This window comes from Maribellus sp. CM-23 (assembly GCF_021354595.1).
GTDB lineage: Bacteria > Bacteroidota > Bacteroidia > Bacteroidales > Prolixibacteraceae > Draconibacterium.
The window spans coordinates 446,200-471,799 of the sequence record NZ_JADWYJ010000002.1; the positions used below are offsets into that span (position 1 = coordinate 446,200).

Annotated in this window: 24 protein-coding genes; 7 read left to right on the top strand and 17 right to left on the bottom strand. The window is 44.8% G+C overall.

All coding sequences use genetic code 11. The features are described from left to right. Positions 1 to 9 precede the first annotated feature (9 nt). The 14 genes from INQ51_RS09220 to INQ51_RS09285 form a co-directional block, all read right to left on the bottom strand. Positions 10 to 1,509 (bottom strand): B12-binding domain-containing radical SAM protein, encoded by a 1,500-nt coding sequence (locus INQ51_RS09220; RefSeq protein ID WP_233377682.1) that lies wholly within the window; start codon positions 1,507 to 1,509, stop codon positions 10 to 12. A gap of 215 nt (positions 1,510 to 1,724) precedes the next feature. Continuing rightward, positions 1,725 to 2,570 (bottom strand): LytR/AlgR family response regulator transcription factor, encoded by an 846-nt coding sequence (locus INQ51_RS09225; protein ID WP_233377683.1) that lies wholly within the window; start codon positions 2,568 to 2,570, stop codon positions 1,725 to 1,727. A 251-nt stretch (positions 2,571 to 2,821) separates the two neighbouring features. Further along, positions 2,822 to 3,853, bottom strand: a complete 1,032-nt coding sequence (gene arsB, locus INQ51_RS09230; RefSeq protein WP_233377684.1) for an ACR3 family arsenite efflux transporter — start codon at positions 3,851 to 3,853, stop codon at positions 2,822 to 2,824. A gap of 2 nt (positions 3,854 to 3,855) precedes the next feature. Beyond that, complete coding sequence (locus tag INQ51_RS09235) at positions 3,856 to 4,662, bottom strand: arsenite methyltransferase (RefSeq protein WP_233377685.1); 807 nt, start codon at positions 4,660 to 4,662, stop codon at positions 3,856 to 3,858. Further along, entirely contained in the window at positions 4,659 to 5,087 is a 429-nt protein-coding gene (locus INQ51_RS09240) for an arsenate reductase ArsC (protein ID WP_233377686.1), read from the bottom strand. The genes INQ51_RS09235 and INQ51_RS09240 overlap by 4 nt, the downstream gene beginning before the upstream one ends. 11 nt (positions 5,088 to 5,098) lie before the next feature. Continuing rightward, positions 5,099 to 5,431 (bottom strand): ArsR/SmtB family transcription factor, encoded by a 333-nt coding sequence (locus INQ51_RS09245; RefSeq protein WP_233377687.1) that lies wholly within the window; start codon positions 5,429 to 5,431, stop codon positions 5,099 to 5,101. Positions 5,432 to 5,609: 178 nt separating this feature from the next. Beyond that, a complete protein-coding gene (locus INQ51_RS09250) occupies positions 5,610 to 6,383 on the bottom strand; it encodes a pyrroline-5-carboxylate reductase family protein (protein WP_233377688.1) in 774 nt (257 codons plus the stop codon). A gap of 62 nt (positions 6,384 to 6,445) precedes the next feature. Then, on the bottom strand, positions 6,446 to 7,147 hold the full coding sequence (locus INQ51_RS09255) for an aromatic aminobenezylarsenical efflux permease ArsG family transporter (RefSeq protein ID WP_233377689.1): 702 nt from the start codon (positions 7,145 to 7,147) through the stop codon (positions 6,446 to 6,448). Position 7,148: 1 nt separating this feature from the next. Then, positions 7,149 to 7,547, bottom strand: coding sequence for a nitrophenyl compound nitroreductase subunit ArsF family protein (locus INQ51_RS09260; protein ID WP_233377690.1), 399 nt, complete (start codon positions 7,545 to 7,547; stop codon positions 7,149 to 7,151). Positions 7,548 to 7,707: 160 nt separating this feature from the next. Further along, entirely contained in the window at positions 7,708 to 8,007 is a 300-nt protein-coding gene (locus INQ51_RS09265; protein WP_233377691.1) for an ArsR/SmtB family transcription factor, read from the bottom strand. Positions 8,008 to 8,255: 248 nt separating this feature from the next. Next, positions 8,256 to 9,044, bottom strand: coding sequence for a hypothetical protein (locus INQ51_RS09270; protein WP_233377692.1), 789 nt, complete (start codon positions 9,042 to 9,044; stop codon positions 8,256 to 8,258). Between the two features lie 138 nt (positions 9,045 to 9,182). Continuing rightward, positions 9,183 to 10,718: an arylsulfatase gene (locus tag INQ51_RS09275; RefSeq protein ID WP_233377693.1), complete on the bottom strand. Its 1,536-nt coding sequence runs from the start codon at positions 10,716 to 10,718 to the stop codon at positions 9,183 to 9,185. 277 nt (positions 10,719 to 10,995) lie between these two features. After that, positions 10,996 to 12,549: an arylsulfatase gene (locus INQ51_RS09280; RefSeq protein WP_233377694.1), complete on the bottom strand. Its 1,554-nt coding sequence runs from the start codon at positions 12,547 to 12,549 to the stop codon at positions 10,996 to 10,998. 175 nt (positions 12,550 to 12,724) lie between these two features. Next, positions 12,725 to 14,299, bottom strand: a complete 1,575-nt coding sequence (locus INQ51_RS09285; protein WP_233377695.1) for an arylsulfatase — start codon at positions 14,297 to 14,299, stop codon at positions 12,725 to 12,727. 493 nt (positions 14,300 to 14,792) lie between these two features. Here INQ51_RS09285 and INQ51_RS09290 point away from each other — a divergent pair, with 493 nt between their 5' ends. From INQ51_RS09290 to INQ51_RS09315, 6 genes are all read left to right on the top strand, one after another. Next, positions 14,793 to 17,141, top strand: a complete 2,349-nt coding sequence (locus tag INQ51_RS09290) for a TonB-dependent receptor (protein ID WP_233377696.1) — start codon at positions 14,793 to 14,795, stop codon at positions 17,139 to 17,141. A gap of 3 nt (positions 17,142 to 17,144) precedes the next feature. Continuing rightward, the gene (locus tag INQ51_RS09295; protein ID WP_233377697.1) at positions 17,145 to 18,065 is read left to right on the top strand and encodes a DUF4249 domain-containing protein; all 921 of its coding nucleotides are present in this window, start codon (positions 17,145 to 17,147) and stop codon (positions 18,063 to 18,065) included. Positions 18,066 to 18,293: 228 nt separating this feature from the next. Next, positions 18,294 to 19,283 carry a YbbR-like domain-containing protein gene (locus INQ51_RS09300; protein WP_233377698.1) on the top strand — a complete coding sequence of 330 codons (990 nt, stop codon included), beginning with the start codon at positions 18,294 to 18,296 and terminating at the stop codon, positions 19,281 to 19,283. Positions 19,284 to 19,286: 3 nt separating this feature from the next. Then, positions 19,287 to 19,886, top strand: coding sequence for a dephospho-CoA kinase (coaE, locus tag INQ51_RS09305; protein WP_233377699.1), 600 nt, complete (start codon positions 19,287 to 19,289; stop codon positions 19,884 to 19,886). Next, positions 19,870 to 20,601 carry a TerB family tellurite resistance protein gene (locus INQ51_RS09310; protein ID WP_119440261.1) on the top strand — a complete coding sequence of 244 codons (732 nt, stop codon included), beginning with the start codon at positions 19,870 to 19,872 and terminating at the stop codon, positions 20,599 to 20,601. Before coaE ends, INQ51_RS09310 begins: the two co-directional genes overlap by 17 nt. Positions 20,602 to 20,839: 238 nt before the next feature. Then, positions 20,840 to 21,481, top strand: a complete 642-nt coding sequence (locus INQ51_RS09315) for an MOSC domain-containing protein (RefSeq protein ID WP_233377700.1) — start codon at positions 20,840 to 20,842, stop codon at positions 21,479 to 21,481. 4 nt (positions 21,482 to 21,485) lie between these two features. Here INQ51_RS09315 and INQ51_RS09320 read toward each other — a convergent pair whose 3' ends face one another. Then, complete coding sequence (locus tag INQ51_RS09320; RefSeq protein WP_233377701.1) at positions 21,486 to 22,808, bottom strand: sugar porter family MFS transporter; 1,323 nt, start codon at positions 22,806 to 22,808, stop codon at positions 21,486 to 21,488. A 187-nt stretch (positions 22,809 to 22,995) separates the two neighbouring features. Here INQ51_RS09320 and INQ51_RS09325 point away from each other — a divergent pair, with 187 nt between their 5' ends. Further along, positions 22,996 to 23,664 carry a class II aldolase/adducin family protein gene (locus INQ51_RS09325; protein WP_233377702.1) on the top strand — a complete coding sequence of 223 codons (669 nt, stop codon included), beginning with the start codon at positions 22,996 to 22,998 and terminating at the stop codon, positions 23,662 to 23,664. Positions 23,665 to 23,787: 123 nt separating this feature from the next. Here the strand turns inward: INQ51_RS09325 and INQ51_RS09330 are convergent, their stop codons facing one another. Together INQ51_RS09330 and INQ51_RS09335 are read right to left on the bottom strand one after the other, a co-directional pair. Continuing rightward, entirely contained in the window at positions 23,788 to 24,696 is a 909-nt protein-coding gene (locus tag INQ51_RS09330) for a cation diffusion facilitator family transporter (protein ID WP_233377703.1), read from the bottom strand. Between the two features lie 100 nt (positions 24,697 to 24,796). Next, positions 24,797 to 25,519, bottom strand: coding sequence for an aspartyl/asparaginyl beta-hydroxylase domain-containing protein (locus INQ51_RS09335; protein ID WP_233377704.1), 723 nt, complete (start codon positions 25,517 to 25,519; stop codon positions 24,797 to 24,799). Positions 25,520 to 25,600 lie beyond the last annotated feature (81 nt).

Consider the following 25,600-nt stretch of genomic DNA (forward strand, 5'->3'; position numbering starts at 1 on the left):
CTTCGCAAATCAATTGACCGCTTTAACTTTTCTTAGTCCGTAAACTGTCCGGAAATGATAGCCATAAACAGAAAAGGTGATCGCCTCAGCTAATAGTTTGGGTTTGTTCAGTATCGTCCAGCCCATAAACTTCCAGTATTCCAGCCTGCCCTCGCTTACCAGTCCCAACACAAAAATTGATTTGGCAAAGGCTTTAATCCGGTTGTATTCAATACCGTTTTTACCCATTTTTACCGGCCGGTAATTCTGGAACAGTTCCCTGACGCGCTTATAATAAGGCTTTTCCGTATAAATATTGGCAATAATGTGCAGGTAGCCATCAAGCAGTTTCTGCTTATTCATTTTGGGAACAAAGTTCATCGTAAAATCAGTATTACTTCCGGTTGGATCAACCGTCAACCGATTCTCTGCTTCCATTTGTTTGTACAGTCGTGTATTTTTGGGTGCGTTGAGCAACCCGACCATGGCCGACACAATGCCGCTTTTCTGAATAAACTCGATTTGCCGCTGAAACACGGTAAGAGTATCACTGTCGAAACCTACGATAAATCCCCCCGACACCTGGAGGCCCGCTTTTTGAATTTGTTTTACATTTTCGAGTAAATCCCTGTTTTCATTCTGAATTTTATGACAACTCTGCAATGACTCTTCCACCGGTGTTTCAATCCCGATAAAAGTGGAGGTAAATCCTGCTTCCCGCATCATTGTGAGCAGCCGGTCGTCATCGGCCAGGTTTATCGATGTTTGTGCGTTAAAGCTAAACGGATAGCGGTGCTGCTTCATCCACCCAATCATCGAAGGAAGAAGCTCACCTTTTATCACTTTCTTATTCCCGATAAAATTATCGTCTACCACTGATATGAGTCCTCTCCAATTCAGATTGTACAAGGTTTCCAGTTCATCAATGATCTGCTCTTTGCTTTTCATCCTTACTTTGTGCCCGAGCAATGTTGTTATTTCGCAGAAATCGCATGAAAACGGGCATCCCCGCGATACCTGCAGGCTCATGGAAGCATAAGCTTTTCTATTCAGCAGGTAATAATCCGGTACTGGAGACACAGATAAATCAGCAAATTCATCGCTTCTGTAAATTCTTTTTAAAGGAGCCCCGTTTGCCAGATCGGATAAAAACAAAGGCAGCGTAATTTCTGCCTCGTTCAATATAAAGTGGTCTATTTGCGGATAACTGTCGTACTCCTGCGTAAACAGAGGTCCTCCGGCAACTACTTTCACAGCGTGTTCCCGGCAACGAGCCAAAATATCAGCAACCGATTCTTTCTGAACATACATACTGCTTAAAAAAACATAATCAGCCCAATCCAGCTCTTCCTCTTTCAGCTCTTCAATATTTAAATCAACCAGCTTTTTCTGCCAACTTTCCGGCAACATCGCCGAAACAGTGATCAGTCCCAACGGAGGTACGGCTGCCTTTTTGGAGATGAATTTTAACGCATGTTTAAAACTCCAGTAAGTATCGGGGTATTTTGGATATATCATTAATACTCTCATACAATCACTTTTTCAATGAACTGGCTCAATCCCATTCATAAGTTACTTCTTGATTTTATTTTTGTACCTCTCAGAAAATGAGAAGATAGCCCAAATTTACGATGGGATTTTACCGGGATAAAATGAAAGGGACTGGCGAAAGTTTTTTTGGGATAGAATCTGGATTGAGAGGACAAGTGTTAGAGTTCCCGGACGAATGTCATTCGCCCCTGTCCCTACAACAAGTCCTTTACTGCCATTAAATATTGGCGCGAAACAGGAACGGTTTCTTTGGTGTCGGCAAGCGTTAACCAATAGGTACTAAAATTCTTATTTAACTTTTCGATGTGTTGTATGTTGACAATGCAAGAGCGGTGTGTGCGCGTAAAAACATTAAATTCCTTTAGTTGATTTTCAATATTCTTCAGGGTATTTCGGATCATCTTTTTTCGAACCTCTCCTCCTTCCTTAAAGCCAATTTCCACATAATTATCCGCCGATTTTACAAAAACAATCTCTGATACCTGAATCATTAGATTGTCTCCCTCATTATCAGAACTCAGTTCGACAACTTTATTAAGACTGCGTTCTGTGAATTGATTTAATTGATCCTGCATCAACCTGTTTTCGTCCAGTAGCTTTTTGTACTTTTCTGTAGTAAACGAGAGAGCATTTTTCAAATGCAAAGTAATTGGCACACTCACACTAATTACCACAACCCGCAAAACCAGGTTAAACGTAATGCTTGTGTTCCCCACATACCTGAGGTAAAAGACAAAAGCAACACTGGTTAAAGCAACCAGCAAAAAGTAATAAAGCGAATTCCATATCGGATTGTATTCCTCGTCCGTCTTATCCTGAAGGAGATAAGTCTGAAAGATAATTTGTACAATTACCTGAATAATGAAAACGATTAATCCGTAACCAGCAATGTATAACTGCTTGTTATCGAACTCAAAATTAGCAGTAGGAAAAGGTTGGAAAAACAGAATAAACAAAAAAACAGAAATACTTATGCCAAGATAAGTTTTGAAATACTTTCCTGATAAAGCAATAAACTGATTTATACAATTGTTTGACATCCGTGGAAATTTTAGGTCGGAATTAATTTCGGAAGATGAGTTTTTATTTGTGAACCCAATAGTCTCCTTTATATTAATTCCAATGCTTTATCTCTCTGAAGCACTTATAAAAACCAGTTTAAATGTACGCAAATAACCGTACGAAGTTCAGGAAAACATCTGCTTTTCATCCAATCATTACTTCCAACCTATAACCGCTATGAAAGCTCGCACGCAACTTTCTTTGGTTTTGAATGGCACTGAAATTTCTTTCAATACCTCCAGCGGTTGGCCAGGTTCACCAGCGAAAGCATTACCGGCACTTCTACCAGCACACCTACAACGGTCACCATCGCAGCAGGCGATTGCAAGCCAAATAGCGCAATGGCAACTGCTACGGCCAATTCAAAAAAGTTACTGGCGCCAATCATCGCTGCCGGCGAACAAATGGCATGCGGCAGTTTTAATTTCCGGCCCCCTACCCAGGTAATAAAAAAGATAAAGTAGGTTTGAATAACCAGCGGTATAGCCACCAGCAGAATAATCAGCGGTTTTTCGATAATGGTCTTCCCCTGAAAGGCAAACAACAACACCAGTGTGCTTAACAAAGCAACAATTGAAACCGGTTTAAAGCGGGGTAGAAACTCTTCCCTGAACCACTCCTCTCCCCTTCTGCGGATCAGCATTTTGTGGGTAATAAACCCCGCCAGCAGCGGAATAACTACAAACACTACAATACTGGCGGCCAGCGTATCGTAAGGAATCGTGATATTGGTGATCCCCAGCAGCAACCCAACAATGGGAATAAAGGCTACCAAAATGATCAGGTCGTTCACCGAAACCTGCACCAGCGTATAATTTGGGTCGCCGTCGGTGAGGTAGCTCCACACAAACACCATGGCGGTACAGGGTGCTGCCCCCAGCAAAATGGCTCCGGCAATGTACTCACCAGCCTGCTCGGGCGAAATAAAAGCCGCGTAAAGTTTTGAAAAGAACAACCAGGCAAAAAAGGCCATCGTAAAAGGTTTGATCAGCCAGTTCACCACCAGCGTCAGGATCAATCCTTTCGGGCGTTTCCCGATGTTCTTCAAACTCGAGAAATCGACCTGTAACATCATGGGATAGATCATCAACCAGATTAAAACGGCCACCGGGATATTTACCTTAAATACTTCCATGCTGCTTAAAAACCCCATGCTATCACCCGCCCAGTGACCAATGCCGATACCAGCGGCAATACACACAGCTACCCACAGAGTCAGGTATTTTTCAAAAAAACCAATGCGTTTTTTCTCTTGATTCATACTTAAGGTTTTGTTGCACTTAGCGTTAAACTGAAGATACCTGCTCCCTTTGTTTTCAATTCGGCGACTTCCTCCACAGAAAGGTATTTTTGAAGAACATCATCCGGCACTGTTATGGCTCTCCTTTTATGAATCTGAAGATCCGTAAAGCCAATGTTTTGGATGATTTGCAAATAATCGGGTTCCTGCGATGCACCAGCCACACAGCCTGCATACATTTCGGCTTCCTGTTTTATCTTTTCCGGCAAATCGCCTGCAAGTACCACATCCGAAATGCAGAAATGACCTCCCGGTTTCAGCACCCGGAATATTTCAGAAAAAGCCTGCTGTTTATCGGGAACAAGGTTTAGCACACAGTTGCTGATCACTACATCAAAAGCATTCTCGGGTAAGGGCATGTTTTCAATGTCTCCCAGAACAAATTCCATGTTGGTAAAGCCTGTTTTGGCAAGATTCGCCTGCGCTTTGCTGATCATTTCCTCCGTAAAATCGAGCCCGGTAACCTTTCCGCTTTCACCCACGATGCTGCGCGCGACAAAACAATCGTTTCCGGCACCCGAGCCTAAATCCAGCACCGAGTCTCCGGGGTGGATTCCGGCATATTCAGTAGGCAGTCCGCAACCTAAGCCCAGATCGGCATCGGGATTATGGCCTTTAACCGAGGTGTATTCGTCGCCGATCATACTAAACTCCAGCTCACCGCAGCAAGCCGACGGTCCGCAACACCCGGATTGATTCAGGATAGTATTTTGGGAAGCAATGGTCCCGTACTTTTCCTGCACCATCTTTTTTACATCTTCTGCTTTCATGACAATTGAGGTAAAATTTCTTTTTGATAAAATGCATAAAAACCTTCCTTGATCTCATCCCTTACACGGTAGTACTCGCTTTGAATAAACTCGGGCGTTCCCACTGCATGCGACGGATCGTCGAACCCAATGTGCAAACGGTGTTTTACGTTTCCGACAAAAGCAGGACAACTTTCGTTGGCACCGCCACAAACGGTAATCACATAATCCCACTCCTGCTTGAGGTAGATCTCCACCGAATCGGAACTGTGTCCGCTGATATCAATCCCAATCTCCTTCATCACTTCCACGGCTTTGTGGTTGAGTTTGCCAGAAGCTTCGGTTCCGGCAGAAGCCACTTCCAGCCTGCTGTCGAACGATTGCATAAATCCATGTGCCATTTGGCTGCGGCAACTGTTGCCGGTACATAAAATCAGTATCTTCATTTGTAAATGTTTTAACAGTTGTTATCCGAACAGCAGTCGATCTCAGCAAGAAATCCGCCCAGCATGTCCTTTAGATTGTTTATTTTTTCTGAATTCAAACAGTAATTAGTTTTCACACCGTCAATTTCGCCTTTGATCAAGCCCGGTTCCTTCAACTCCTTCAAATGTTGATTCACCGTTGTACGGCTTAAAGGAAGAACTTCGCAAATATCGCCCGTCATGCAACTCCGGGTTTCGGCCAGAAACTGCAAAATGCGCAAACGGGCCGGATGTGCCAGCGCTTTGAAAAGCATCGCCTTTTCAGCCAGCTCCTTATCAAATAATTCCGTTTTTGATTGTACCATCTTTATCAATTCTATGACGCAAATATACGTCACAAAATTTAATAACGTATAAATACGTCAATAAATTTTTATTACATGCTGAAAAAACACGATTGCCTAGTTAAATTATTCAGAAAAAGATTCTTTCACTTCTCCGTCAATTGACGGATTCGTTCAGAATGACAACATACTGTGCCTTTTAGGGCTTAATCTTCTCAAACAGTCCCAGAAGTTTTGAATTCAGAATATTTTTGATCTCCGGTTCATTCTCTCCGATTGGTTTCACCGGAATCAGATCTATCACTTCCTCGGCTTGCAAGCCAGACTGATAATACAATTTCCAGGCTTTCTTTAAGCTGGCAGAAACGGCTTTCCTGGCTTCCTCTTCGGATAAACCGGTTTCTCTGGCAATCGCCTCCATTTGCTGCCACTGGAACCAGAAATAGGTGGGCAACATGGCTGAGCTGATGGCATAACTTTCCAGCTTGGCTTCTTCGGTCTCGAAGGTTTTACCGAGCTTTTTCAGCAACTTCAAGAGCTGTTTCTTTTCTTCGGGATCATAGCCGGGTGCAAAAGTTACAGGGTTGTATCCTTCGTTGATATAAGAAGTTGCGTTTGGTATCATCCGAACCAGTTTTTGAGTCGGCAACACCGCTGCCATTTTTTCGAGCGTAATTTTCGGTGCCAGCGAGATCACAACCGTTGTCGTGTTCACTGTTTCTTTTATCGCCTGCAAAGTTTCCATCATCACCGGGGGATGAACAGCGATAAATACCAGTTGCTGTGCGGCAACACCTGCCACTGTTTCTGCTTTTTCTATCTTCGGGAAATCAGTGCATAGGGAATTTACTGTTTCGGTATTCGGATCAAATACCTTCACATTTGCCGACAATGCGTTTTTGTTGCTGAGGCCCTGCAAAAAAATTCGCGTAATACGGCCTCCACCGATAAAGCCTATTGATTTTTGTTTCATGATGTTGGTTTTAGTCAAAAATTACCACTCATTTAATCACATACATTCAAGCCAATGAATGCTTAAAAGAACACTGTAATGATGTAATACAGTCCCACGAGGATAAATAAAACTGCGATGACTTTCCGAAACCAATATTCGAAGGTTTTTAGCCGTTGATACAAACCTCCTACCCCCGACACGGCATAAGCGATCAGCCACGCAAACAAGATGACCGGAATACCGGTGGCAATAGCAAAAACAACGGGAAGGTACAAACCTGATGCGCTGCTGATGGTGAGCGGAATTAACATTCCGAAGTACAAAACACCGCTGTAAGGGCAGAAGGCCATGGCAAACAACATCCCCAGCAAAAGAACATCCCAATACCCCGTAACACCTTTTTTCTCGAAGCGTTCTGCGATTTTTCCTCCTCCCGGAAGACTGATTTTCAAAACGCCAAGCATAAACAGCCCGATAACAATCAGCAAGGGGCCAATGATCTTCATTCCGTAGCGTTGAAATACTCCCGACACCTCAAACTGGTCAGCTCCCAGGAAAATAACAAACGCCAGCAAGGTATAGGCAATCGCTCGACCCAAGGTATAGATCAGGCCGTTGTAAAAAACCCGGTTTCGGTTTTCAATGTCTTTACCAATAAAACCCACTGCTGTAATATTGGTCGCTAAAGGGCAAGGACTGATGGCTGTCATTAATCCCAGTACCAACGCAGTTACAACAGGAAAAGAACTATTTTCGAGTAATTCGGTCAGAAGTCCTTCCATGCTACAACAACGATTTTATCTTCTCTTCAATTACTTTTTTGAATTTACCCGGATCCGTACGGGCGTACAAAAAACCTTCGTTGGTAAGGTTGATCTTTTTCTTTCCTTTTACCACCAAAAGCGCCTGGCTGTTGATCCCCAGTTCTTTTCCCTTGGCTTCACCATCGGGTTGATCCAAATTGTAGGACACAAAACTGACTTTGGAGCCAAATAACTCCTTCACATCCTGTTGAGCTTCCGACTCAATTGCTTTGCAGGTGGCACAGCGCTTATTCACGTGAAAGTAATAGACCTTAACCAGCGCTTCTTTGGGTTCTGAATCGGTTTGTGCCGAAACCTTCATTCCGAAAAGTAAAACAGCGCAAAGGCTTAGCAAGACAAGGTTGATTTTTGTTCTCATTTGGTTCAATTATTTGTTTTTAGCGGGAACTCATCCCGAATTTTATGATTTGTTTTTTTGAATCGTTATTCAATCTTTCACTTTACGCCAGCCTCCATCTAATACATTTCCCGGAACCTGTTCGGCATTCGCAAAACACCGAACAAGCAACACAAAATTTTTAGACCTTCCAGAATTCTTTAAACAGAGCTTTTGCCTCCGCCCAGTTTTCTTTGTTGATACAATACCTGATCCTGGGTGCTTCAATCTCCCCCTGAATCAACCCGGCATCTTTCAACTCCTTCAGGTGTTGGGAAAGCGTTGATTTCACAATCGGCAGTTCTTCGGTAAGATCGCCGCTGTAGCAACAGCTTTGACTGGCAAGTAATTCGAGCACGTACATCCGAACCGGATGCCCCATTGCTTTGGCATAACGGGCCATCTTCTTCTGCTTATCAGTTATTACTTCTTTCGACGCCATGCTTGTTCGTAATCTACCGAACAAATGTAAGCAGAATTACCAAAAAAAAATGACAAGGACTACAAAAAATAGCCTTGCCAAATCTTCTTTTACATTGTTTTCCCAGGCATGCCGCTAGTGTAGGTTTGTAGTCATGCCGATCATGGGCTAAATCATGTCCGTTCGAATTCGATCCAATTACACACCGATTCAAAGTTTGGTTGCAATACAGTAATATAATTGTTTTTGCTCCTCAACCGGGCACTTTTCTACTGGCCAACAAACTGTAGATTGATACCGGTCAACACCTGAAACTGCGGTTGTGTTCCTTTATGCAGCATCGAGTATTGGGGCTCAATAAAAAGGTTAAGAACCGTATTACCAGCTTTTACAACTTTACCAATACCAAGTGCGATAGGCATATGAAAAGCCTCGTTTTCGATATCAAAAGCCCAGATTGGAGCCCCACGCAGGTAGGTTCCTTGTCCGAGTTGGAAAAAATAAAAAGGTTGAACAGCGGCCATGTTAGTGCTGTTGCGGTCTTCATCGCCGGCAAATGAAGTTTGCCATGTTACCAGACCGCCAAACTGAATAACCGGAGATTTGGCTACAAAAGCTACAAAAGCCATTCCCCCCTGCCACTTTCCTGCCCCCAGGGCATCATCCGATGCAGTGGGAAACGCAAGTAATGGCCCCGCTCCAACCGTTGTGGTGGCGTTCGATACAAAGCTGTAGGCAAGAAAAGCATTGATATCGCCTAATCCGTTCGCAGAATTTATCGCTCCACTTCCGTTGGGCATGCCTACAGTACTCATTGGCACCGACAAACGAAACAGGAGTTTCCCGCCTGCCAGTGGTTTGGCAAAACGTATCCAGGCAGTGTTCATATAGGCATCACCCGAAGCATCAGCCAGTTTCGGGATATAGTAATCGTGAAAATTTAAAGCCGTCATATTGGCCAACGGATTGTTAGCCTGAGCTGCTGAGCTACCTTCTTCTTCCTGCGCAAATAACACTGAGGAGCAGAAGATGAATAGCAGGGGTAATATTCTTTTCATAATTTTAATTTTATGTACGTTTAACATAGAAATAAAAATTCCGAGAAATCCGTTAATAGAAATATTCTCAGAATGATAAAAAAGGGCACCCGAAACGGATGCCTTCTTTATCCTCGATTTTATAAAAATCAGCACTGGTTAATTATTACTTTCTGGAGTTAACTTTCTAAGCTCTTCATCAATATTAAAGTCCAAACTTTTCATTCGTGGCGGATATTCTTTTAGCGATTGCATAAACTCACTCACTTTGCCAAAGGCGGGGGCATACGTCCATGCTCTGTCTTCCAGCCATTCGTTATAGCCACGCGCATCGATAAAACGCTCAAAAGGGTCTAATTTCAGGTTAACAACAATAGGTGTAACCATATCTTGCTGAACCCCATTAAACCACTTGTCCTGTTTTTTGAATAAAAATTTCCAATCGCCAAAACGAACACCATGCAGGGTGGTTTCGGTAAAATAGAAGAACTCTTTTCGTTTCGAAGGACCAGTATTTGTAATAAGGTCAGTTTGGTCGTAACCATCTAAATGAATTTTTTCGTACGTTTTATCTCCCGCGGTATAACTTGTCAGGAGTTTCTCCTTAAGATCGGGTTCGCCCACCTGCGCCATAATCGTTGGCAACCAGTCTTCCATGGTCATAAATTCGCCGGTAACGGTTCCGGCAGGGATATGCCCCGGCCATTTCACCATCATCGGTACTTTAAAACCGCCTTCCCATCCACCAACTCCTTTTTCGCCTCTAAAGGGTTGGTTTCCACCATCGGGCCAAACATAAGAATAGGCGCCATTATCGGTCGAGAACATCACCAGGGTATTATCATCCACTCCCAGGTCTTCAAGTAACTGAAGCAATTCACCAACCACATCGTCCATTTCCATTACTCCATCGGCATAAATCCCATAGCCCGATTTGTCTTTATACTTTTCTGACAAATTGGTATGCATGTGCATGCGCGTAAGATTATGCCATACAAAGAATGGTTTATCATCTTTAACCGCGTCGGTAATAAATCGTTTCGACTCTTTCAGGATTTCCCATTCCAGGTTCTTCTGACGTTCCTTGCCAAACGGACCATCGTCTTCAACTTTCTGCGTTCCGTCTGGCTGCGCCCACGAATGAATCACCCCTCGTTGCGCAAACTGTTTTGCTACTGCAGGATCTTTAGGAAAGTCGTATAGCTCGGTATATTCTCCGGCATTAAGGTGGTAAAGTATGCCATAGAACTCGTCGAAACCATGATTGGTAGGCAGATGCTCATCACGGTCGCCCAGGTGATTTTTACCAAACTGGCCGGTGGCATAGCCCAGCGGTTTTAGTAAAGTAGCCAGTGTAGGGTCTTTCTCATTCATGCCTTGTTCTGCTCCGGGGAGACCTACTGTGGCCAATCCAACACGAATGGGATATTGCCCGGTAACAAAAGCCGCACGACCTGCGGTACACGAAGGTTGCGCATAATGATCCATAAAAAGCATCCCCTCATTGGCAATACGGTCGATGTTAGGTGTGCTGCCACCCATCATTCCTCGATGGTATGCACTGAGGTTCCACATCCCCACATCGTCGCCCCAGATGATCAGAATATTGGGTTTCTTATCCTGAGCAAGGGTTACAAACGGTAAGAAGATCAGGAGCAATAAACTGTTCTTCAAGAATCTAAAGTAATTTTTCATTGTCTTTAAAGTTTATGCATTTAATCAGTGTGTTATTGAATGAATCTTTATATTGATGTTGTATAAGTTAAGAAGATCAGTTCAGAAATGCACAATAAAACCGGTAGAAAAGTCTGTATTTTTAATTAACATATGCTAATGAAAAAGCCTACAGGATATTCTCATAAAAGACAAGAGGGCATCCGTCTTGGATGCCCTTTTATCTTTTGCTATGCGCTAAGCGTGTCCACTCTTCCAACTCTATTTTTAACGGAAAGAATAGCGCGTTAAATTTTCACTATTGTTTTCCTTCACTTAATTGTCTGATTATCTCAGAAAAATCGAAGCTGGCTGCCTTTTGAACGGGTGGATATTCCACCAGCGATTCAATGTGTTCAGTAAGCAATTCCTGCATCGGTTCGTTAATAAATTGCTTTCGTTGCAACATGTCCGACCTGTCCGTAAGGTTGTCGAAGCTTTCGAATGGATCGAAATGGATGTTGTACATGATTGGAAACTTTTGCTTCACATAAGGTGCATAATAATTTTCACTGGTTTGAAAGTGCATTTTCCATTGATTTATGCGTACTGCCCGTATATCTGACTCGTGGTAATAAATATAATTATTCCTGTTGCTTTCATCCGATTTACCCAGCCAGTAATCCAGGTTATTTACACCGTCGATGTACTGATGGCGTTCCTTATCCATTTTTTCAACAACATCAGGTACTCCGGCTGCTGCGGCCAGTGTAGTAAAAATATCCATATGTGCCTGAATGCCCCGAAGTGTCCGGCCTGCTTTAATTTTATCTTTCCACATCACCATCATTGGCACCCGAACACCTCCTTCATAAGTCGTCATTTTTTCGCCTCTGAAAGGGGTAGTTCCACCATGCGTACGGGCACTGTGTTCAGGACCATTATCGGTAGAATAAATAACAATGGTATTCTCCAATACACCCATTTTCTCCAGCTCGTCGAGCAGTTCTCCAATCATCATATCGTGTTCAATCATACCACTTCCATAAAAATCGTGCTCGGTAGTGTAAGGTAACGCCAGATATCGATGCTCGGGTTTCAGGTGGGTGAACATGTGCATTCTGCTCGGATTAAACCAGGCGAAAAAAGGTTTATCATCATTTTTAGCTCTTTTCATGAAGTCCACCATTGCCTCCATAAATTCTTCATCTACGGTTTCCATTCTTTCTCTCGAGAGTTGACCGGTATCTTCAATCTTTTGTTTCCCTACTTTTCCAAACCTTGGATCAACCGTTGGGTCATCCACGTCGGTTGCCCAGGTATGAAGTACGCCACGCGTTCCGAATTTTTTAAAATACTCCGGATCTTGCGGATAATCCATTTGCTGGTACTCTTCCTGGGTGTTCAGGTGATAAAGATTACCAAAGAATTCATCAAATCCGTGAACTGTTGGGAGGTGCGAGTTTCTGTCGCCCAGGTGATTTTTTCCAAATTGCCCGGTTGCATAGCCCTGTTCTTTAAGAACTTCGGCAAGAGTAGGACTCTCCTTTTTGAGACCAAGTTCAGCGCCCGGTCTGCCAACAGTGGTCATGCCACTACGAATTGGATACTGCCCGGTAATCAGCGCAGCACGACCCGCTGTGCAGGATGGCTGAGCATAATGTTCGGTAAACATGATACCTTCATTGGCAATCCGGTCGATGTTGGGAGTGGTGTATCCCATTACGCCGTGTCCATAAGCGCTTACATTGCTCCAGCCCACATCATCAGGGAAAATGATTAAAATATTAGGCTTATCCTGCGCGAATGTTACAAATGGTAAGAAGATCAGGAGCAATAAGCTCTTCTTTAAGATTCTGATGTAATGTTTCATTTTTATTAAAGTTTATGTATTTGATTAATGTGTTAAAAAAGGCCATTCATTTTGCTTAACATATAATTACTGCAAAAACCGGCATATTAACATTTTAAAGATGAGACATTTATAGTGTATGATTACTAAAAAGAAGGGCACCCGTTTTCGGATACCTCTACTGTGTATTTTCTTTCTATTGACGAGTATCAGATTTCAATATAGCATCAATAGCCTTATTGATATCGAGTGAAGCAGAAGCCTGTCGTGGCGGAAAGTCCTTAAAGCTCGACAGATGCTCGTTCAACATTCCAATCGCTGGTTGGAAGACCCACGATTTATGCATAATCAGATCGAAGCCGGTTACATCGTCGTAATGCTCAAACGGATCTTTTCGCAGATTAAATAAGCGCGGCATGGTGTGTACTTCCATATCATCGAAGTAACGTTCCTTGGTCGCAAAATGCATTTTCCAGGGACCGACACGCATGGCAGTTAAACCTGATTCGTAATAATAAAAGAAGTAGTTACGTGCCGACTCATCGGTTTTCCCTTGCCAATAGTCCAGGTTGTTAAAACCATCAATGTAAACCCTGTACGTCATATCACCAATCGTTTTTCCGGCTTTTAATTCGTCCTTAATTTCGGGCTCACCCACGGCTGCCATAATTGTTGGGAGCACGTCTTCGTGAGCAGAAATACCGTTCCGAATTAAACCGGCAGGAATTCCATCCGGCCAACGAACCATAAAGGGAGCGCGAACGCCGCCTTCGTAAGTGGTCATTTTTTCGCCACGAAACATCGTCACCCCGGCATGCGGGAAAGTACTTTGTTCCGGCCCGTTATCGGTGGTGTAAATCACGATCGTATTGTCGGCAATTCCCAACTCATCCAGGTAATCCAGTATTTCACCAACATGTCCGTCGTGCTCCATCAGGCCCGAACCAAACAAGTCCATATCGGTACTGATCGGTGTTGCCAGGTTACGCGATTCTTCTTTCAGGTGAGTATAAACATGCATCCTACTGGTGGCATGCCAGATAAAGAATGGCTTTCCGGCATCGTGTGCACGTTTCATAAAGTCTTCGGTTTTGGCCACCAGTTCTTCATCAAAAGTTTTCATGCGCTCACTGGTCAGTTTGCCAACATCAGTCACTTTTTGTTTTCCGATTACACCAAAACGAGGATCTTCTGTTGCATCGTAAGTATCGGTGGCATACGACTCAATAATTCCCCGCGGACCATATTTCTCATAGAATTCTTTGCTCTTGGGGTAATCTGCCTGTTCTTCTTCTTCCGAAACATTCAGGTGGTAGAGGTTTCCAAAAAATTCGTCGAAACCATGAACGGTTGGTAAATGTTCATTTCGGTCGCCCAGGTGGTTTTTTCCATACTGAGCCGTCATATACCCCAGCGGCTTCAACAACTCGGCAAGAGTAGGATCTTCCTTACTAATACCCAGTGGGTTTCCCGGTTGGCCAACCGTTGTTAGCCCTGTACGAACCGGTTTCTGACCAGTTATGAAAGCAGCACGTCCTGCGGTACAACTGGGTTGCGAATAGTGGTCCGTAAAAAGAACTCCTTCTTTTGCAATACGGTCAATGCCGGGAGTTGGATATTGTATTCCTAAACTATAACAGCTCAATGAATTGGGTGCTACGTCATCAACCATGATAACAAGGATGTTCGGTTTGTCCTGTGCAAACGCTCCAAACGAGAATGTAAAAATCATGGCCAGCAATAACAGGCCCCGGGTGTTTTTGTGTTTCATATTCGTTTATTTTATGTGTTAGTATAAATAGTTTCTTTAAGTTAAGGGATTTTGACCTAACAATCAATACCCTCTGAACCAAACTGATAGGTTTATAGCTTGGTAGTTGCGCAAAAACACCGCTGTGCGCCTGTTTTCGGTTACTTCCTGATTACGGACAAGATGTATCTCAGAGAAACAATTATCCATAAAATGAATCCTGGAGCTCTTTTTACACCTAAAATGGCTACTGCTTTCTTCCCGTTAGTCCTTTCCTAATCACAAAAAACTCTTGTTGTAAAAATTTTATGGTTGGTTGACAACCCTCGAAAATTTTTCCTGTCTTTCAAAACGAGATCAGATAACAAACATGGTTCATTGATATGCCCTACGTTTATTAATTCGCGGTGTTTATCGAAAAATATCATCCGTTTGTCGGATAATCGTCGCCGTTTTAATTGTTTGGTATAACTTCGTGGTCCATAGAAAACAAAAACAGAAAACAATTACTCACATGCTGAAATTAAAGATCCTCACACTCATGCTGCTTTGTGCCGTGTTGGCAAAGGCACAGGAAATTACCTTAAGCGGTTATTTAAAAGATGACTCCAACGGTGAAGCACTCATCGGAGCTACCCTTTATGTACCCGAACTAAAACAGGGAACCGCCAGTAATGCCTACGGATTTTATTCCCTTACCATTCCGAAAGGAAACTACACGATCCGTGTTTCGTTTATTGGCTATCATCCCCTCGAACAAAAACTGGAAGCGAATGAAAGCATTACCCGCGATTTCTCCCTTTCCGGGTTTTCGGAGCAAATACAGGAAGTTATCGTTCGTGGCGAAGCTGCCGATGCAAACGTGCAGCGCGTGGAAATGGGCATGACTACCCTGCCCGTTAAAACCATCCAGAAGCTGCCGGCCTTTATGGGCGAAGTAGATGTGATCCGCACCATCCAGTTGCTGCCCGGTATTCAAAGCGGCGGCGAAGCCAGTTCGGGGTTGTATGTGCGTGGTGGCGGCCCCGACGAGAATCTGATGATCCTTGATGAAGCGCCGGTTTACAATGCTTCTCACCTGCTCGGATTTTTTTCGGTGTTTAATTCCAATGCCATCAAAGACATTCAGGTGTATAAAAGCGGTATCCCGGCTGAATACGGGGGAAAAGCTTCTTCGGTGATCGACATCCGCCAAAAAGACGGCAACAGCAAACAACTGGCTCTTGATGGCGGAATCGGTAACCTTTCTAGCAGACTCACGCTCGAAGGCCCCATTATTAAAGACCGCTGGAGTTTTCTGATTGCCGGGCGGCGCACTTACTACGATGTGCTTGGGAAGGCCATGGGACTGGAAGAGCTAAAAGACAACACCCTCTATTTTTATGATTTGAACGGAAAATCGAACTTCATCGTCAACGATAAAAACCGCATTTACCTGTCGGCCTACAACGGCAAAGATGTGTTTGAACTGGGCGAATCGATGTACATGCGATGGGGAAACACAACCGCCACACTACGCTGGAACCACATTTACGGCGACAAGCTTTTTATGAATGTGTCGGCCATTTATTCGAAATACCGATACAGTTTGGGTGTTCCCGGTGATAATGCCGATAATTTCGATTGGTCGTCGCAAATCCGCGATTACAACCTGAAGCTGGATTTCACCTATTACTTCAATCCGCGCAACACTTTCAAATTTGGTGGCAATACGATCCTTCACAATTTTAAACCCGGACAGGTGCTTACCAACGGCGAAAACTCGATGTTTAACGACCTGGAGCTTACCGAATACAACACACACGAGAATGCTCTTTACCTGTCGAACGAACAACAATTTTCGGAGCGTTTTTCAGTTCAGTACGGACTAAGGCTAAGCCACTTCCAGCAAATAGGAGAAGGCGAGGTGAACATTTACGAAAATCCCGACCAGCCCGACAAAGAAGAAGTGCGCGAAACCATTCACTACGGAAAAGGAGATAAAATCGGGGATGCTTTTGTTCACCTGGAGCCCCGTGTTGGCATGAAGTTCAGCCTCGACAGGGCCAGCTCGGTAAAAGCCTCTTACAACCGGATGGTGCAAAACCTGCACCTGATTTCCAACACACAGTCGCCCTCGCCGCTCGACATTTGGTTGCCCAGCAGCACCTACATAAAACCGCTGATTGTCGACCAGGTTTCGATGGGTTATTTCCGCAATTTCAAAAACAACATGTGGGAAACGTCGGTAGAAGTATATTACAAAGACATGCAGAACGTGCTGGATTACAAGGAAGGCGCCGAGCTTTTCCTGAACGAAAACATAGAAACCGAGTTGCTGCACGGTACAGGGGAATCAAAAGGGCTGGAAGTTCTGGCCAAGAAAGCCAAAGGGCAGCTTACAGGCTGGGTAGGTTACACCTGGTCGAAAACCACCCGGAAAATTGAAGGCATCAACAACGGAAACCCCTACCCTTCGGATTACGACCGCACACACGACCTTTCGGTAGTGGGCAACTACGAGCTGAACAAACGCTGGAACCTGGCCGCCAACTTTGTTTATTCTACCGGTTCGCCCATTTCGTACCCCGTGGCCAAATACACCGTGCAGGGCAACCAGGTATTTGAATACTCGGCCCGAAACAGCAACCGGCTTCCCGATTACAACCGGCTCGACTTATCGGCCACTTACGACTTTAAAAAGAACGAACACCGGCGTCTTAAACAATCGATCAACTTTTCGATCTACAACGTTTATGCACGCCGCAACGCTTATTCCATTACGCCCGAAGCCAACGAAGACAATCCCAACCAAACTCAGTTTGTTCGTTTGTCGATCATCGGGTCAGCCATTCCATCCATCACCTACAACGTAAAATTTTAACACATGAAAAAGACATATTTATACCGCGCCATACTTCTATCTCTGCTAACGGCCTTTATCCTGGCCAGTTGCGAAGATGTGGTTGAAGTAAATCTGAACGATGAAGACATTGATTTGGTGGCCGTAGAAGCTTATCTTGATACAAGATCAAGCGACAATGTTTTTGTGAAAATTGAAAAAACACTTCGTGTAAACCAGGCAGAAAGCAATCCGCCAGTCAACAACGCACTGGTAGAAATTTCCGACAACGAAACAGTTCCCAATACGGTAGTACTGGAAGAACAGGGAAACACCGGAATCTACAAACTGCCGGAAAATACCACGTATGAAGCCGTTCCGGGAAGAACCTACCAGCTTACTATTACTACGGAAGAGGGAGTGGTTATTTCCGCCAGCGAATACCTGCAGGAAGTGGAAACACTCGATGAAACACGCATCAACCTCTCGGCAAGGGGCGATTATGAATTTCTTGCTGTTTTTATCAACTCGCAGGAAACGCCCGGAAAAGGGAATTATTACAAATGGGATATTTACATCAACAACGAACTGCTGTACGAAAGTGAGTACCTGTCCTTTGCCAGCGACGAACTGGTGGACGGCAATTACATTTATGATTTTGAGATACTGACTGATTTTGAGGAGAAAGAAGAAGACAAAATTCTTCACAGGGGAGATACCATCCGGGTTGAACAGCTTTCGATTTCAAAAGCCAGCTACGATTTCTACTTTGCCTTGATCAACCAGGCTTTTTCGGGTAGCCCGTTCAGTGTTCCGCCGGCAAACGTTCCCAGCAACCTGGTTTCGAACGACGGCAAACGCGTTCTGGGACTTTTCTCGGCCCGCGATATTTCGGTAGGTGAAAGTATCGTAATTGACGACAATAACTACGAACCACTGGCATCAAGCATTCCTCCGGGAATGTAAGAAAACGTGTTGTCGTGTGGCCGTGTTGCTGTGGTGCTGTGTCTTTTTTTCACAGCACCACAGCAATACCGCTACACGGCTAAACAGCAATACGGCTGCACAAAAGCAGGTACAACACTTTACGTTTAGCGTGTGATTTATTACACATAAGTATTAATTTGAAGCATAAACTTTTGCCTTGAAATCACTAATTGACAGATTTGGTTAAATTTGTGTTTTCATTGCTGTATGAAGAAAAACATTAATAAACTACCGGAATTTTTCAAGATCGAGAAACTCAGAAACGACAAGCGGGTTGTGGTGTTTCTGATTTGCCTTCTCATCTCGACTTCGTTGTGGTTCCTGAATGCACTTAGCAAAGACTATTCAACCACCATTTCGTACCCGGTAAAATACGTAAATCCGCCCAGCAAGCAGTTTCTGGCCAATCACCCGCCTTCGAAACTGGAGCTGAAAATTGATGCGCATGGTTTTACCCTGCTTCGCTACAAGTTAAGCTTGTCCTTCTCGCCGATCATCCTGAACCTCACCAATATTACCAAAGATATGAAAGCAGAGGACGGTATTTACCGGATTCCGTCGTCGGGACTGATGCGTCGCATTAAATCGCAGGTGAGTAATGAAATTACGATTCTGGAAATTCAACCCGAAACGCTGGAAATTATCCTGGACAGTCTGAAAACCAAAACCGTCCCGGTAAGAGCCAACGTTCAGGTACAATTCAAACCGCAGTTTAACCTGCAAAATCCGGTCAGGGTAATTCCTTCAGAAGTAAAAATAACCGGCCCGTCGTCGGTTATCGACACCATTAATGAGCTAAGCACCCGCTTTGAGAAATTTGAGGAACTGGATGCAGCCGTCGAAAAACATGTAGATATTCTGAAACCCAAAAGCACAACGATTTCTCCCGACAAAGTCAACTTAAAAATAGAGGTTGAGAAATTTACGGAGAAAGAACTTAAGATGCCGCTTATTATTCGCAACCGCCCTGACAGTGTAAATGTAAAACTCTTCCCCTCGGAAGTAAAAGTCACCTGTTTGGTTGGATTAAGTGAATTTGAAGATGTGGCTGTCAGCGACTTCAGTGCGGTGGTAGATTATGCCGACGTTGACAAAAATACGCAAAACCTGCCGGTAAAAATTGAACGAAAATCTTCGTTCATCCAACTGGTGCGTGTTTCGCCCGAGGCAGTGGAATACCTCATCGAAACCAATTAAAGCATGGCACTAAAGATAGGGATCACCGGCGGAATAGGAAGTGGGAAGTCAACCATTTGCAAGGTTTTCAGCCTACTGGGAGTTCCGGTTTTTGAAGCCGACACGGTGGCCAAAACACTGATCGACACCGATCCGGGAATCCGCAAAGGACTGATTGACCTTTTTGGTCCCGACATTTATACCGCAAATGCCGGTGTTGACCGAAAAAAACTCGCTGGCCTCATCTTTAATGATGAAATTCAGCTGGCAAAAGTAAATGCGCTCGTGCATCCGGCAGTTCGTGCAGAGTTTATGAAATGGGCCGATTCGCAAGATGTTCCCTACGTGATTCACGAAGCGGCCATTCTTTTCGAAAGCGGTTTTTACAAAATGATGGACTTCACCCTTTTGGTAACTGCGCCGGATGAAGACCGGATAAAAAGAGTAATGACACGCGACGGTTCTTCACGCGGACAGGTAGTGGAAAGAATGCAAAAACAATGGAGCGACAACGAAAAAAGAAAACTCGCCACCATTGAAATTAAAAACGACAACCGGGAGCTGTTGCTTCCGCAGATAATTAGAATTGACAAACAGTTAAAAGAATATGGCAAAATTTGGTAAGTGGGTTGGTGGCGGCCTAGGATGGGCCTTTGGAGGACCAATCGGTGCAATTTTCGGGTTTGTAGTGGGTTCCATGTTCGACGGCGGACAGGAAGCCATTAAAAGAGGTGCAACGGGATACTCTTCCCGCACCACCACCGGCGGTTATGTAATGAGCCTCCTGGTTTTGGTGGCGGCCGTTATGAAAGCCGACGGCAAAGTATTGAAATCCGAACTCGACTATGTAAAGAAATTCCTGGTGCATAACTTTGGCGAAGACTCGGCGCAGGAAGCCATACGAATGCTGCGCGACCTTTTGCAGCAAACGATACCCGTAAACGAAGTATGCCGCCAGATACAGGCCAATATGAACTACTCGGCCCGTTTGCAGCTGGTGCATTTCCTCTTTGGAATAGCTCAGGCTGATGGAAAAGTGGACAAAGGAGAATCGGAACTCATTGATCAGATTTGCAACCTGATGGGCATTCAGCGAAATGACTACGAATCGATTCAGGCCATGTTTATTCCGAATACCGATTCGGATTACAAAATCCTGGAAATTGAAAGAACGGCCAACGACGAGGAAGTGAAAAAAGCCTACCGCAGAATGGCCATGAAATTTCACCCCGACAAAGTAAGTACGCTGGGCGAAGAGATTCAGAATGCTGCCAAAGAAAAGTTCCAGAAAGTGAACCAGGCTTACGAGAATATCAAAAAGGAAAGGAACATCGCGTAGTCGATAGTCGCAGTTTGCAGTCACAGATTTCAGGAAAGAAAGGACTGAAGGACAGAGAGATTGAAGGATTGAATTAGATTGATTGGGAGATTGAAGGATTGAATAATCAATCACTTATTCCTTGCAGCTTGAAACTTGTAGCTCATTCTCGCATTTAAGCATTAATGCATTTTCGCATTATGGTTGAAGGACTCAGCAATCAGTGTTCAGTTTAGACTAGCAAATTTAAGATCAACGTATGAAGATTATTTCCACAAATATTGGCGAAGCCCGCACGCTTCCATTTAACGGAAAAGAAGTAACAACCGGTATTTTTAAGTTTCCGGTGGAGGAAGGCATTTACCTGGGAGCCGAAGATGTGGTGCAAGACCACGTGATCGACCGCCGCTACCACGGAGGAGTTGACAAAGCCTGTTACCTCTATTCTGCCGATCATTATGAGTACTGGAGCAAGCTTTATCCCGACCTCGAAATGCCTTGGGGCATGTTTGGCGAAAACCTGACAGTGGAAGGACTTCAGGAAGCAAATGTAAACATCGGGGATGTTTTTAGTATCGGCGAAGTAATCGTTCAGGCAAGCCAGCCACGCCAGCCCTGTTTCAAACTCAACTTTCGGTTTCACGACAAAGACATTGTACGCAAGTTTGTAGATGCCGGTTTCCCGGGTGTTTATGTGCGTGTGCTGAAAGGAGGGCATGTAAGCGCCGGAGCCGAAATGAAGCAGCTTGAGCGAAAAGATTCAGTTTCCATCCAACAGGTTTACCGCTGGATTTATGCATCGGAATTTGATCCGGAAGTAAAACGGGCCATCAACGATCCGAACATTGCATCCAGTTGCCACAAAGATTTGCTAAAACGCTGGGGCGATTTCCTGGATTGAAATCTTACTTCGACAGTTTTGCCGCCAGGTTTTCCAGTGTTTGCCCTTTTGTTTCGGGCATTTTGAACATCACCCAAAACAACTGCCACACCATCATCAACCCAAAAAACACATAAACCAGAGCCGGTCCGATCTGTCCAAACAAAAACGGGATCAAAGCCGGAATGGCAGCCGCCAACACCCAGTGAACCGATGCCCCAAAAGCCTGTCCCGCAGCCCTCAGTTTTGTCGGGAATATTTCGGAAATGAAAACCCAGATTACAGCGCCCTGCCCCACTGCATGAGCCGCAATAAACAAGAAGAAAAACAAGGGTACCAGCATTCCTTCCCATTTCAAGGCAAAAGCAAACGCCACCAGCGACAGTGAAACAATATAGCCAAAAGAACAGATGTACATCAGCGTTTTTCGTCCGTATTTGTCGATCATCGAAATGCCGATCAATGTGAAAGTAAGGTTGATTACACCAATGCCGATCGAACTTAAAAACGAAGCCGATTTTTCCAATCCGGCTAGTTCAAAAATACGTGGTGCGTAATACAGAAAGGCATTAATGCCCGACAACTGGTTAAAAAAGGCAATAAAAAAGGCAAGCATCAGCGGCACTCTGAACTTCTTCATGTAAATATTTTCGCGGGCTACTTCCGTTGATTTTTCGGTCTCAATTTCAGCCAGTTCTTTTTCAATGTCCGTATCCGGGGCAATGTTCCGGAGAATTTCAATCGCTTTCTGTTTGTCGTTCCGGTATTCCAGCAGCCAGCGGGGACTTTCGGGTACTTTCAACACCAGCATCGAATAAACAAATGCGGGAATGGCTTCCACTCCCAGCATCCAGCGCCAGGCATTTTCGCCCAAATCGCGCAGCAGGTAGTTGGAAACATAGGCCATCAGAATGCCAAACACAATATTGAACTGGTACAAAGCCACCAGTTTTCCGCGTTGCGCGGGAGGAGCAATCTCCGACACATACGAAGGCGCTACCACGGTTGAAATACCGATTCCAAGGCCGCCAATAAAACGGAGGCAGGCAAACACATAAGGATCGGAAGCCAAAGCAGACCCAATGGCCGATATAAAAAACAAGGCACCAATACTTATCAGGGTGCGTTTTCGCCCGAGGCGGTTGGTAGGTATCGATCCGAAAATAGCGCCGACAACCGTTCCCCACAAAGCGGTTGACATTACCACCAACCCGTGAAACAAGTCGGAGCTTTGCCAGAAATCCTGCAACTGCTGATCGGCCCCCGAAATAACAACGGTGTCAAATCCAAACAGAAAACCTGCCAGCGCCACCACGATCGAGAAGTAAAATATCTTTGAATGTTTCATAAGTTGGTTTGTTTTGCTTCGGTTCAATATCGGCTCAGAAAGAAATCCGCTCATCTTTCATACAAATCAATACAGATGCTTACTTTTACCTTTTCTAAAGATAAACATCATTTTCAGATGAACTCCGATTCAACTTAAAAGTTGAAGCAATTGAGTTCAAAACAACTCTGTAAGCAGTACCATAGAAATGAGCGAACTAAACTATAAAACAGAACGGGAAGCGCTGGTAAAAGCCGGGCTGAAACTGGTGGAACTGGGGCTGGTTTCGCGCACCTGGGGCAACATCAGCCTACGGGTGAACAAAGATGAAATGCTGGTTACGCCCAGCGGGAAATATTACGAAGATACCCGGCCCGAGGACATGGTACTGATCAACATTCGCACCAACGAATACGATAAAAACTGCGGGAAACCCTCGTCGGAATTCAGGCTGCATTCCGGGATTTATGCGGATCGTCCCGAGTTCAGTGCCATTATTCACACCCACCAAATGAACGCTTCTACCTGCGCCGCTGCCCGCCGCGAGGTGCCTCCTGTGCTTGACGACATGGCGCAGATTGTTGGCCCGTCGGTTCGTGTAGCCGATTATGCTTTGTCTTCCACCAACAAGCTGGTACGCAATACCGTAAAAGCCCTGCGCGGCCGCAATGCAGCGCTGATGGCCAACCACGGCGCCGTTTGTGCCGGACGCGATCTGAACGAAGCATTTGCGGTATGCGAAGTACTGGAAAAAGCCTGCAAAGCATTTATCGAAGCCGAATTTCTGGGCGGGGCCAAAAGCATCAACAAATTCTCGGCATGGGCCATGCACCAGGCATATTTGAAGAAGTATTCCAAACTTGCGGGTAAAAAATAACGGGACAGCCCTCTTCCCCTGATCCGGACAAGCCAAAAAAGATGGATGACAGATTGAAAACAGATGGATATTGATTAACTCAATCTCATCTATCCATTCAATCATTTCAATCTAAAACCGGTTCTAATGTTGTTTACTGTCTCCTCCATTTTCAAGCAAGGGGCAGTTTTCTTCATCCAGTTCTGTTTCGATGGTATAGTGTGCAAAGTGGTACTTTTTCAAAACTTTCCGCGCCGTTTCCTTCACTTTCAAAATTTGCCTGAACGATGAAATCTGTTCCAGCTTTAAGTGCGTGGTTAACACATTGTGTTCACCATCGAGCGACCAGATGCGGGTGTGATGCAACGACTGTACATTCCCGATGGCCATCAGTTCCCGTTCAATGGTAGGCAGATCGATATTTTTCGGCACACCTTCGAGAAAAACAAAGAGCGTTTCTTTTAAACGCCGCATCACTCCCCACAAAATATAGGCTGTTATCAGCAGCGAAAGCGCCGGGTCGAGGTAGTGAATGTCTTTAAAACGCAGTACTATCGCAACGATCAGTACGGCGACCCAACCCAGCACATCTTCCATTAAATGCCACGACACCACTTTTTCGTTCAGTGAACTTCCACCGCTCATTTTCCAGGCGGCATATCCGTTTACCGCAATTCCGATTACGGCAAAAACAATCATTCCCCCGGCATCCGAATGCTCCGGCTCCAGTATTCGCCCCACGGCTTCGTAAATTACATATACCGAACCGCCAATCAGCACCAGGCTGTTGATAAGCGCCCCCAGCAGCGAGAAACGCGCATAGCCAAACGAGAATTTACTATCCGCTCCTTTTTTCGATTTTTTGTCGAGGTACCAGGCCGTTCCCAGCGAAAGACTGTCGCCCAAATCGTGTATGGCATCCGAAAGAATGGCCACACTGTTCACATACAGACCTCCGAAAATTTCAAAAACGGTAAATCCGAGGTTTAAAAAAAAGGCCACCTTTAATTTTTTGCCTGAATGGTTGTGCTCGTGATGATGATGACTTCCCATAAAACTATTGTTGGACGGTTTTCCAACCGCTGTTCTTCTAACTCCTGAAATAAGCAATTTATTTTCAAACCTCCGTCAGAGGCGGCAAAAGACAGACCTATTATTTACCTTCCAGTAGGACCAGTTTTTGCCGGAGCCCGGCAAGCAATTCTTCAGCCGCCGGTTCGGAAAGGTGTTGCAGTTCTTCCATCATCCGGCGGATCATTTCAGGCGATTCCGCCGGAGATTCGCATTCGTAGTTTTCTTTGGGAGCCAGCGAAAAAAACAGTTCATCCGTCCATTCATTTCGGATTCCGTCAATCACCAGATGTACGCGGTCGCTTGTTCCTGCATTGCTTACCGAATGTTCAAAATTGGCATTTATATACCAGCACTCACCCGGCAACATCCGCAGGCGGTCCCCATCCAGTAAAAACTTCACACCGGGGTTGGTAACCAAAGGAACGTGCAAGCGAAAATAACCATTCTCGTACCCAAGTTCGTGATCGGTATGCGGCTGAATCACTGCTCCGGCTCCGAGTCGCAGCAGGCGCACCGCCGTTACTTCGAACTGAAAAGTCTGCATCACTTCCTGAAAATAAAGGCATTCCTTCAGGATAGGCGTTTCCTTTACGCCGGAACTGTCAAACGAAGTTGCAAAAATATTGGTAGCGTCACCGTTGATGGCATACAAAGGAATAGCGCTCCAGTCGCCGGAATAATCTTTTGTGTTGTAATGCTGAATCCACGCGGCATTACTGACAATCGCCAGGTCCTTTTCCAGTTTCCCGGGATCGAAACAAAACGGAAGTTTCAGGTATCGTATCGTCTTCTGCTTTTCCACACCCATTTGAAGTTGTTGCTTACCTGAACGAGACAATTAAGCCGGCCCCCTTGTTCAAAAAAAGCCTGTAAATGGCAGCCT

Coding starts and splice junctions, on each gene's coding strand:
- INQ51_RS09250 (WP_233377688.1), bottom strand. CDS start 6,383: ATGAAACAAAAATCAATAGGCTTTATCGGTGGAGGCCGTATTACGCGA.
- INQ51_RS09325 (WP_233377702.1), top strand. CDS start 22,996: ATGAGCGAACTAAACTATAAAACAGAACGGGAAGCGCTGGTAAAAGCC.
- INQ51_RS09270 (WP_233377692.1), bottom strand. CDS start 9,044: ATGAAAAGAATATTACCCCTGCTATTCATCTTCTGCTCCTCAGTGTTA.
- INQ51_RS09220 (WP_233377682.1), bottom strand. CDS start 1,509: ATGAGAGTATTAATGATATATCCAAAATACCCCGATACTTACTGGAGT.
- INQ51_RS09285 (WP_233377695.1), bottom strand. CDS start 14,299: ATGAAACACAAAAACACCCGGGGCCTGTTATTGCTGGCCATGATTTTT.
- INQ51_RS09245 (WP_233377687.1), bottom strand. CDS start 5,431: ATGGTACAATCAAAAACGGAATTATTTGATAAGGAGCTGGCTGAAAAG.
- INQ51_RS09240 (WP_233377686.1), bottom strand. CDS start 5,087: ATGAAGATACTGATTTTATGTACCGGCAACAGTTGCCGCAGCCAAATG.
- INQ51_RS09235 (WP_233377685.1), bottom strand. CDS start 4,662: ATGAAAGCAGAAGATGTAAAAAAGATGGTGCAGGAAAAGTACGGGACC.
- INQ51_RS09280 (WP_233377694.1), bottom strand. CDS start 12,549: ATGAAACATTACATCAGAATCTTAAAGAAGAGCTTATTGCTCCTGATC.
- INQ51_RS09315 (WP_233377700.1), top strand. CDS start 20,840: ATGAAGATTATTTCCACAAATATTGGCGAAGCCCGCACGCTTCCATTT.
- INQ51_RS09310 (WP_119440261.1), top strand. CDS start 19,870: ATGGCAAAATTTGGTAAGTGGGTTGGTGGCGGCCTAGGATGGGCCTTT.
- coaE (WP_233377699.1), top strand. CDS start 19,287: ATGGCACTAAAGATAGGGATCACCGGCGGAATAGGAAGTGGGAAGTCA.
- INQ51_RS09255 (WP_233377689.1), bottom strand. CDS start 7,147: ATGGAAGGACTTCTGACCGAATTACTCGAAAATAGTTCTTTTCCTGTT.
- INQ51_RS09295 (WP_233377697.1), top strand. CDS start 17,145: ATGAAAAAGACATATTTATACCGCGCCATACTTCTATCTCTGCTAACG.
- INQ51_RS09320 (WP_233377701.1), bottom strand. CDS start 22,808: ATGAAACATTCAAAGATATTTTACTTCTCGATCGTGGTGGCGCTGGCA.
- arsB (WP_233377684.1), bottom strand. CDS start 3,853: ATGAATCAAGAGAAAAAACGCATTGGTTTTTTTGAAAAATACCTGACT.
- INQ51_RS09275 (WP_233377693.1), bottom strand. CDS start 10,718: ATGAAAAATTACTTTAGATTCTTGAAGAACAGTTTATTGCTCCTGATC.
- INQ51_RS09265 (WP_233377691.1), bottom strand. CDS start 8,007: ATGGCGTCGAAAGAAGTAATAACTGATAAGCAGAAGAAGATGGCCCGT.
- INQ51_RS09260 (WP_233377690.1), bottom strand. CDS start 7,547: ATGAGAACAAAAATCAACCTTGTCTTGCTAAGCCTTTGCGCTGTTTTA.
- INQ51_RS09300 (WP_233377698.1), top strand. CDS start 18,294: ATGAAGAAAAACATTAATAAACTACCGGAATTTTTCAAGATCGAGAAA.
- INQ51_RS09225 (WP_233377683.1), bottom strand. CDS start 2,570: ATGTCAAACAATTGTATAAATCAGTTTATTGCTTTATCAGGAAAGTAT.
- INQ51_RS09330 (WP_233377703.1), bottom strand. CDS start 24,696: ATGGGAAGTCATCATCATCACGAGCACAACCATTCAGGCAAAAAATTA.
- INQ51_RS09290 (WP_233377696.1), top strand. CDS start 14,793: ATGCTGAAATTAAAGATCCTCACACTCATGCTGCTTTGTGCCGTGTTG.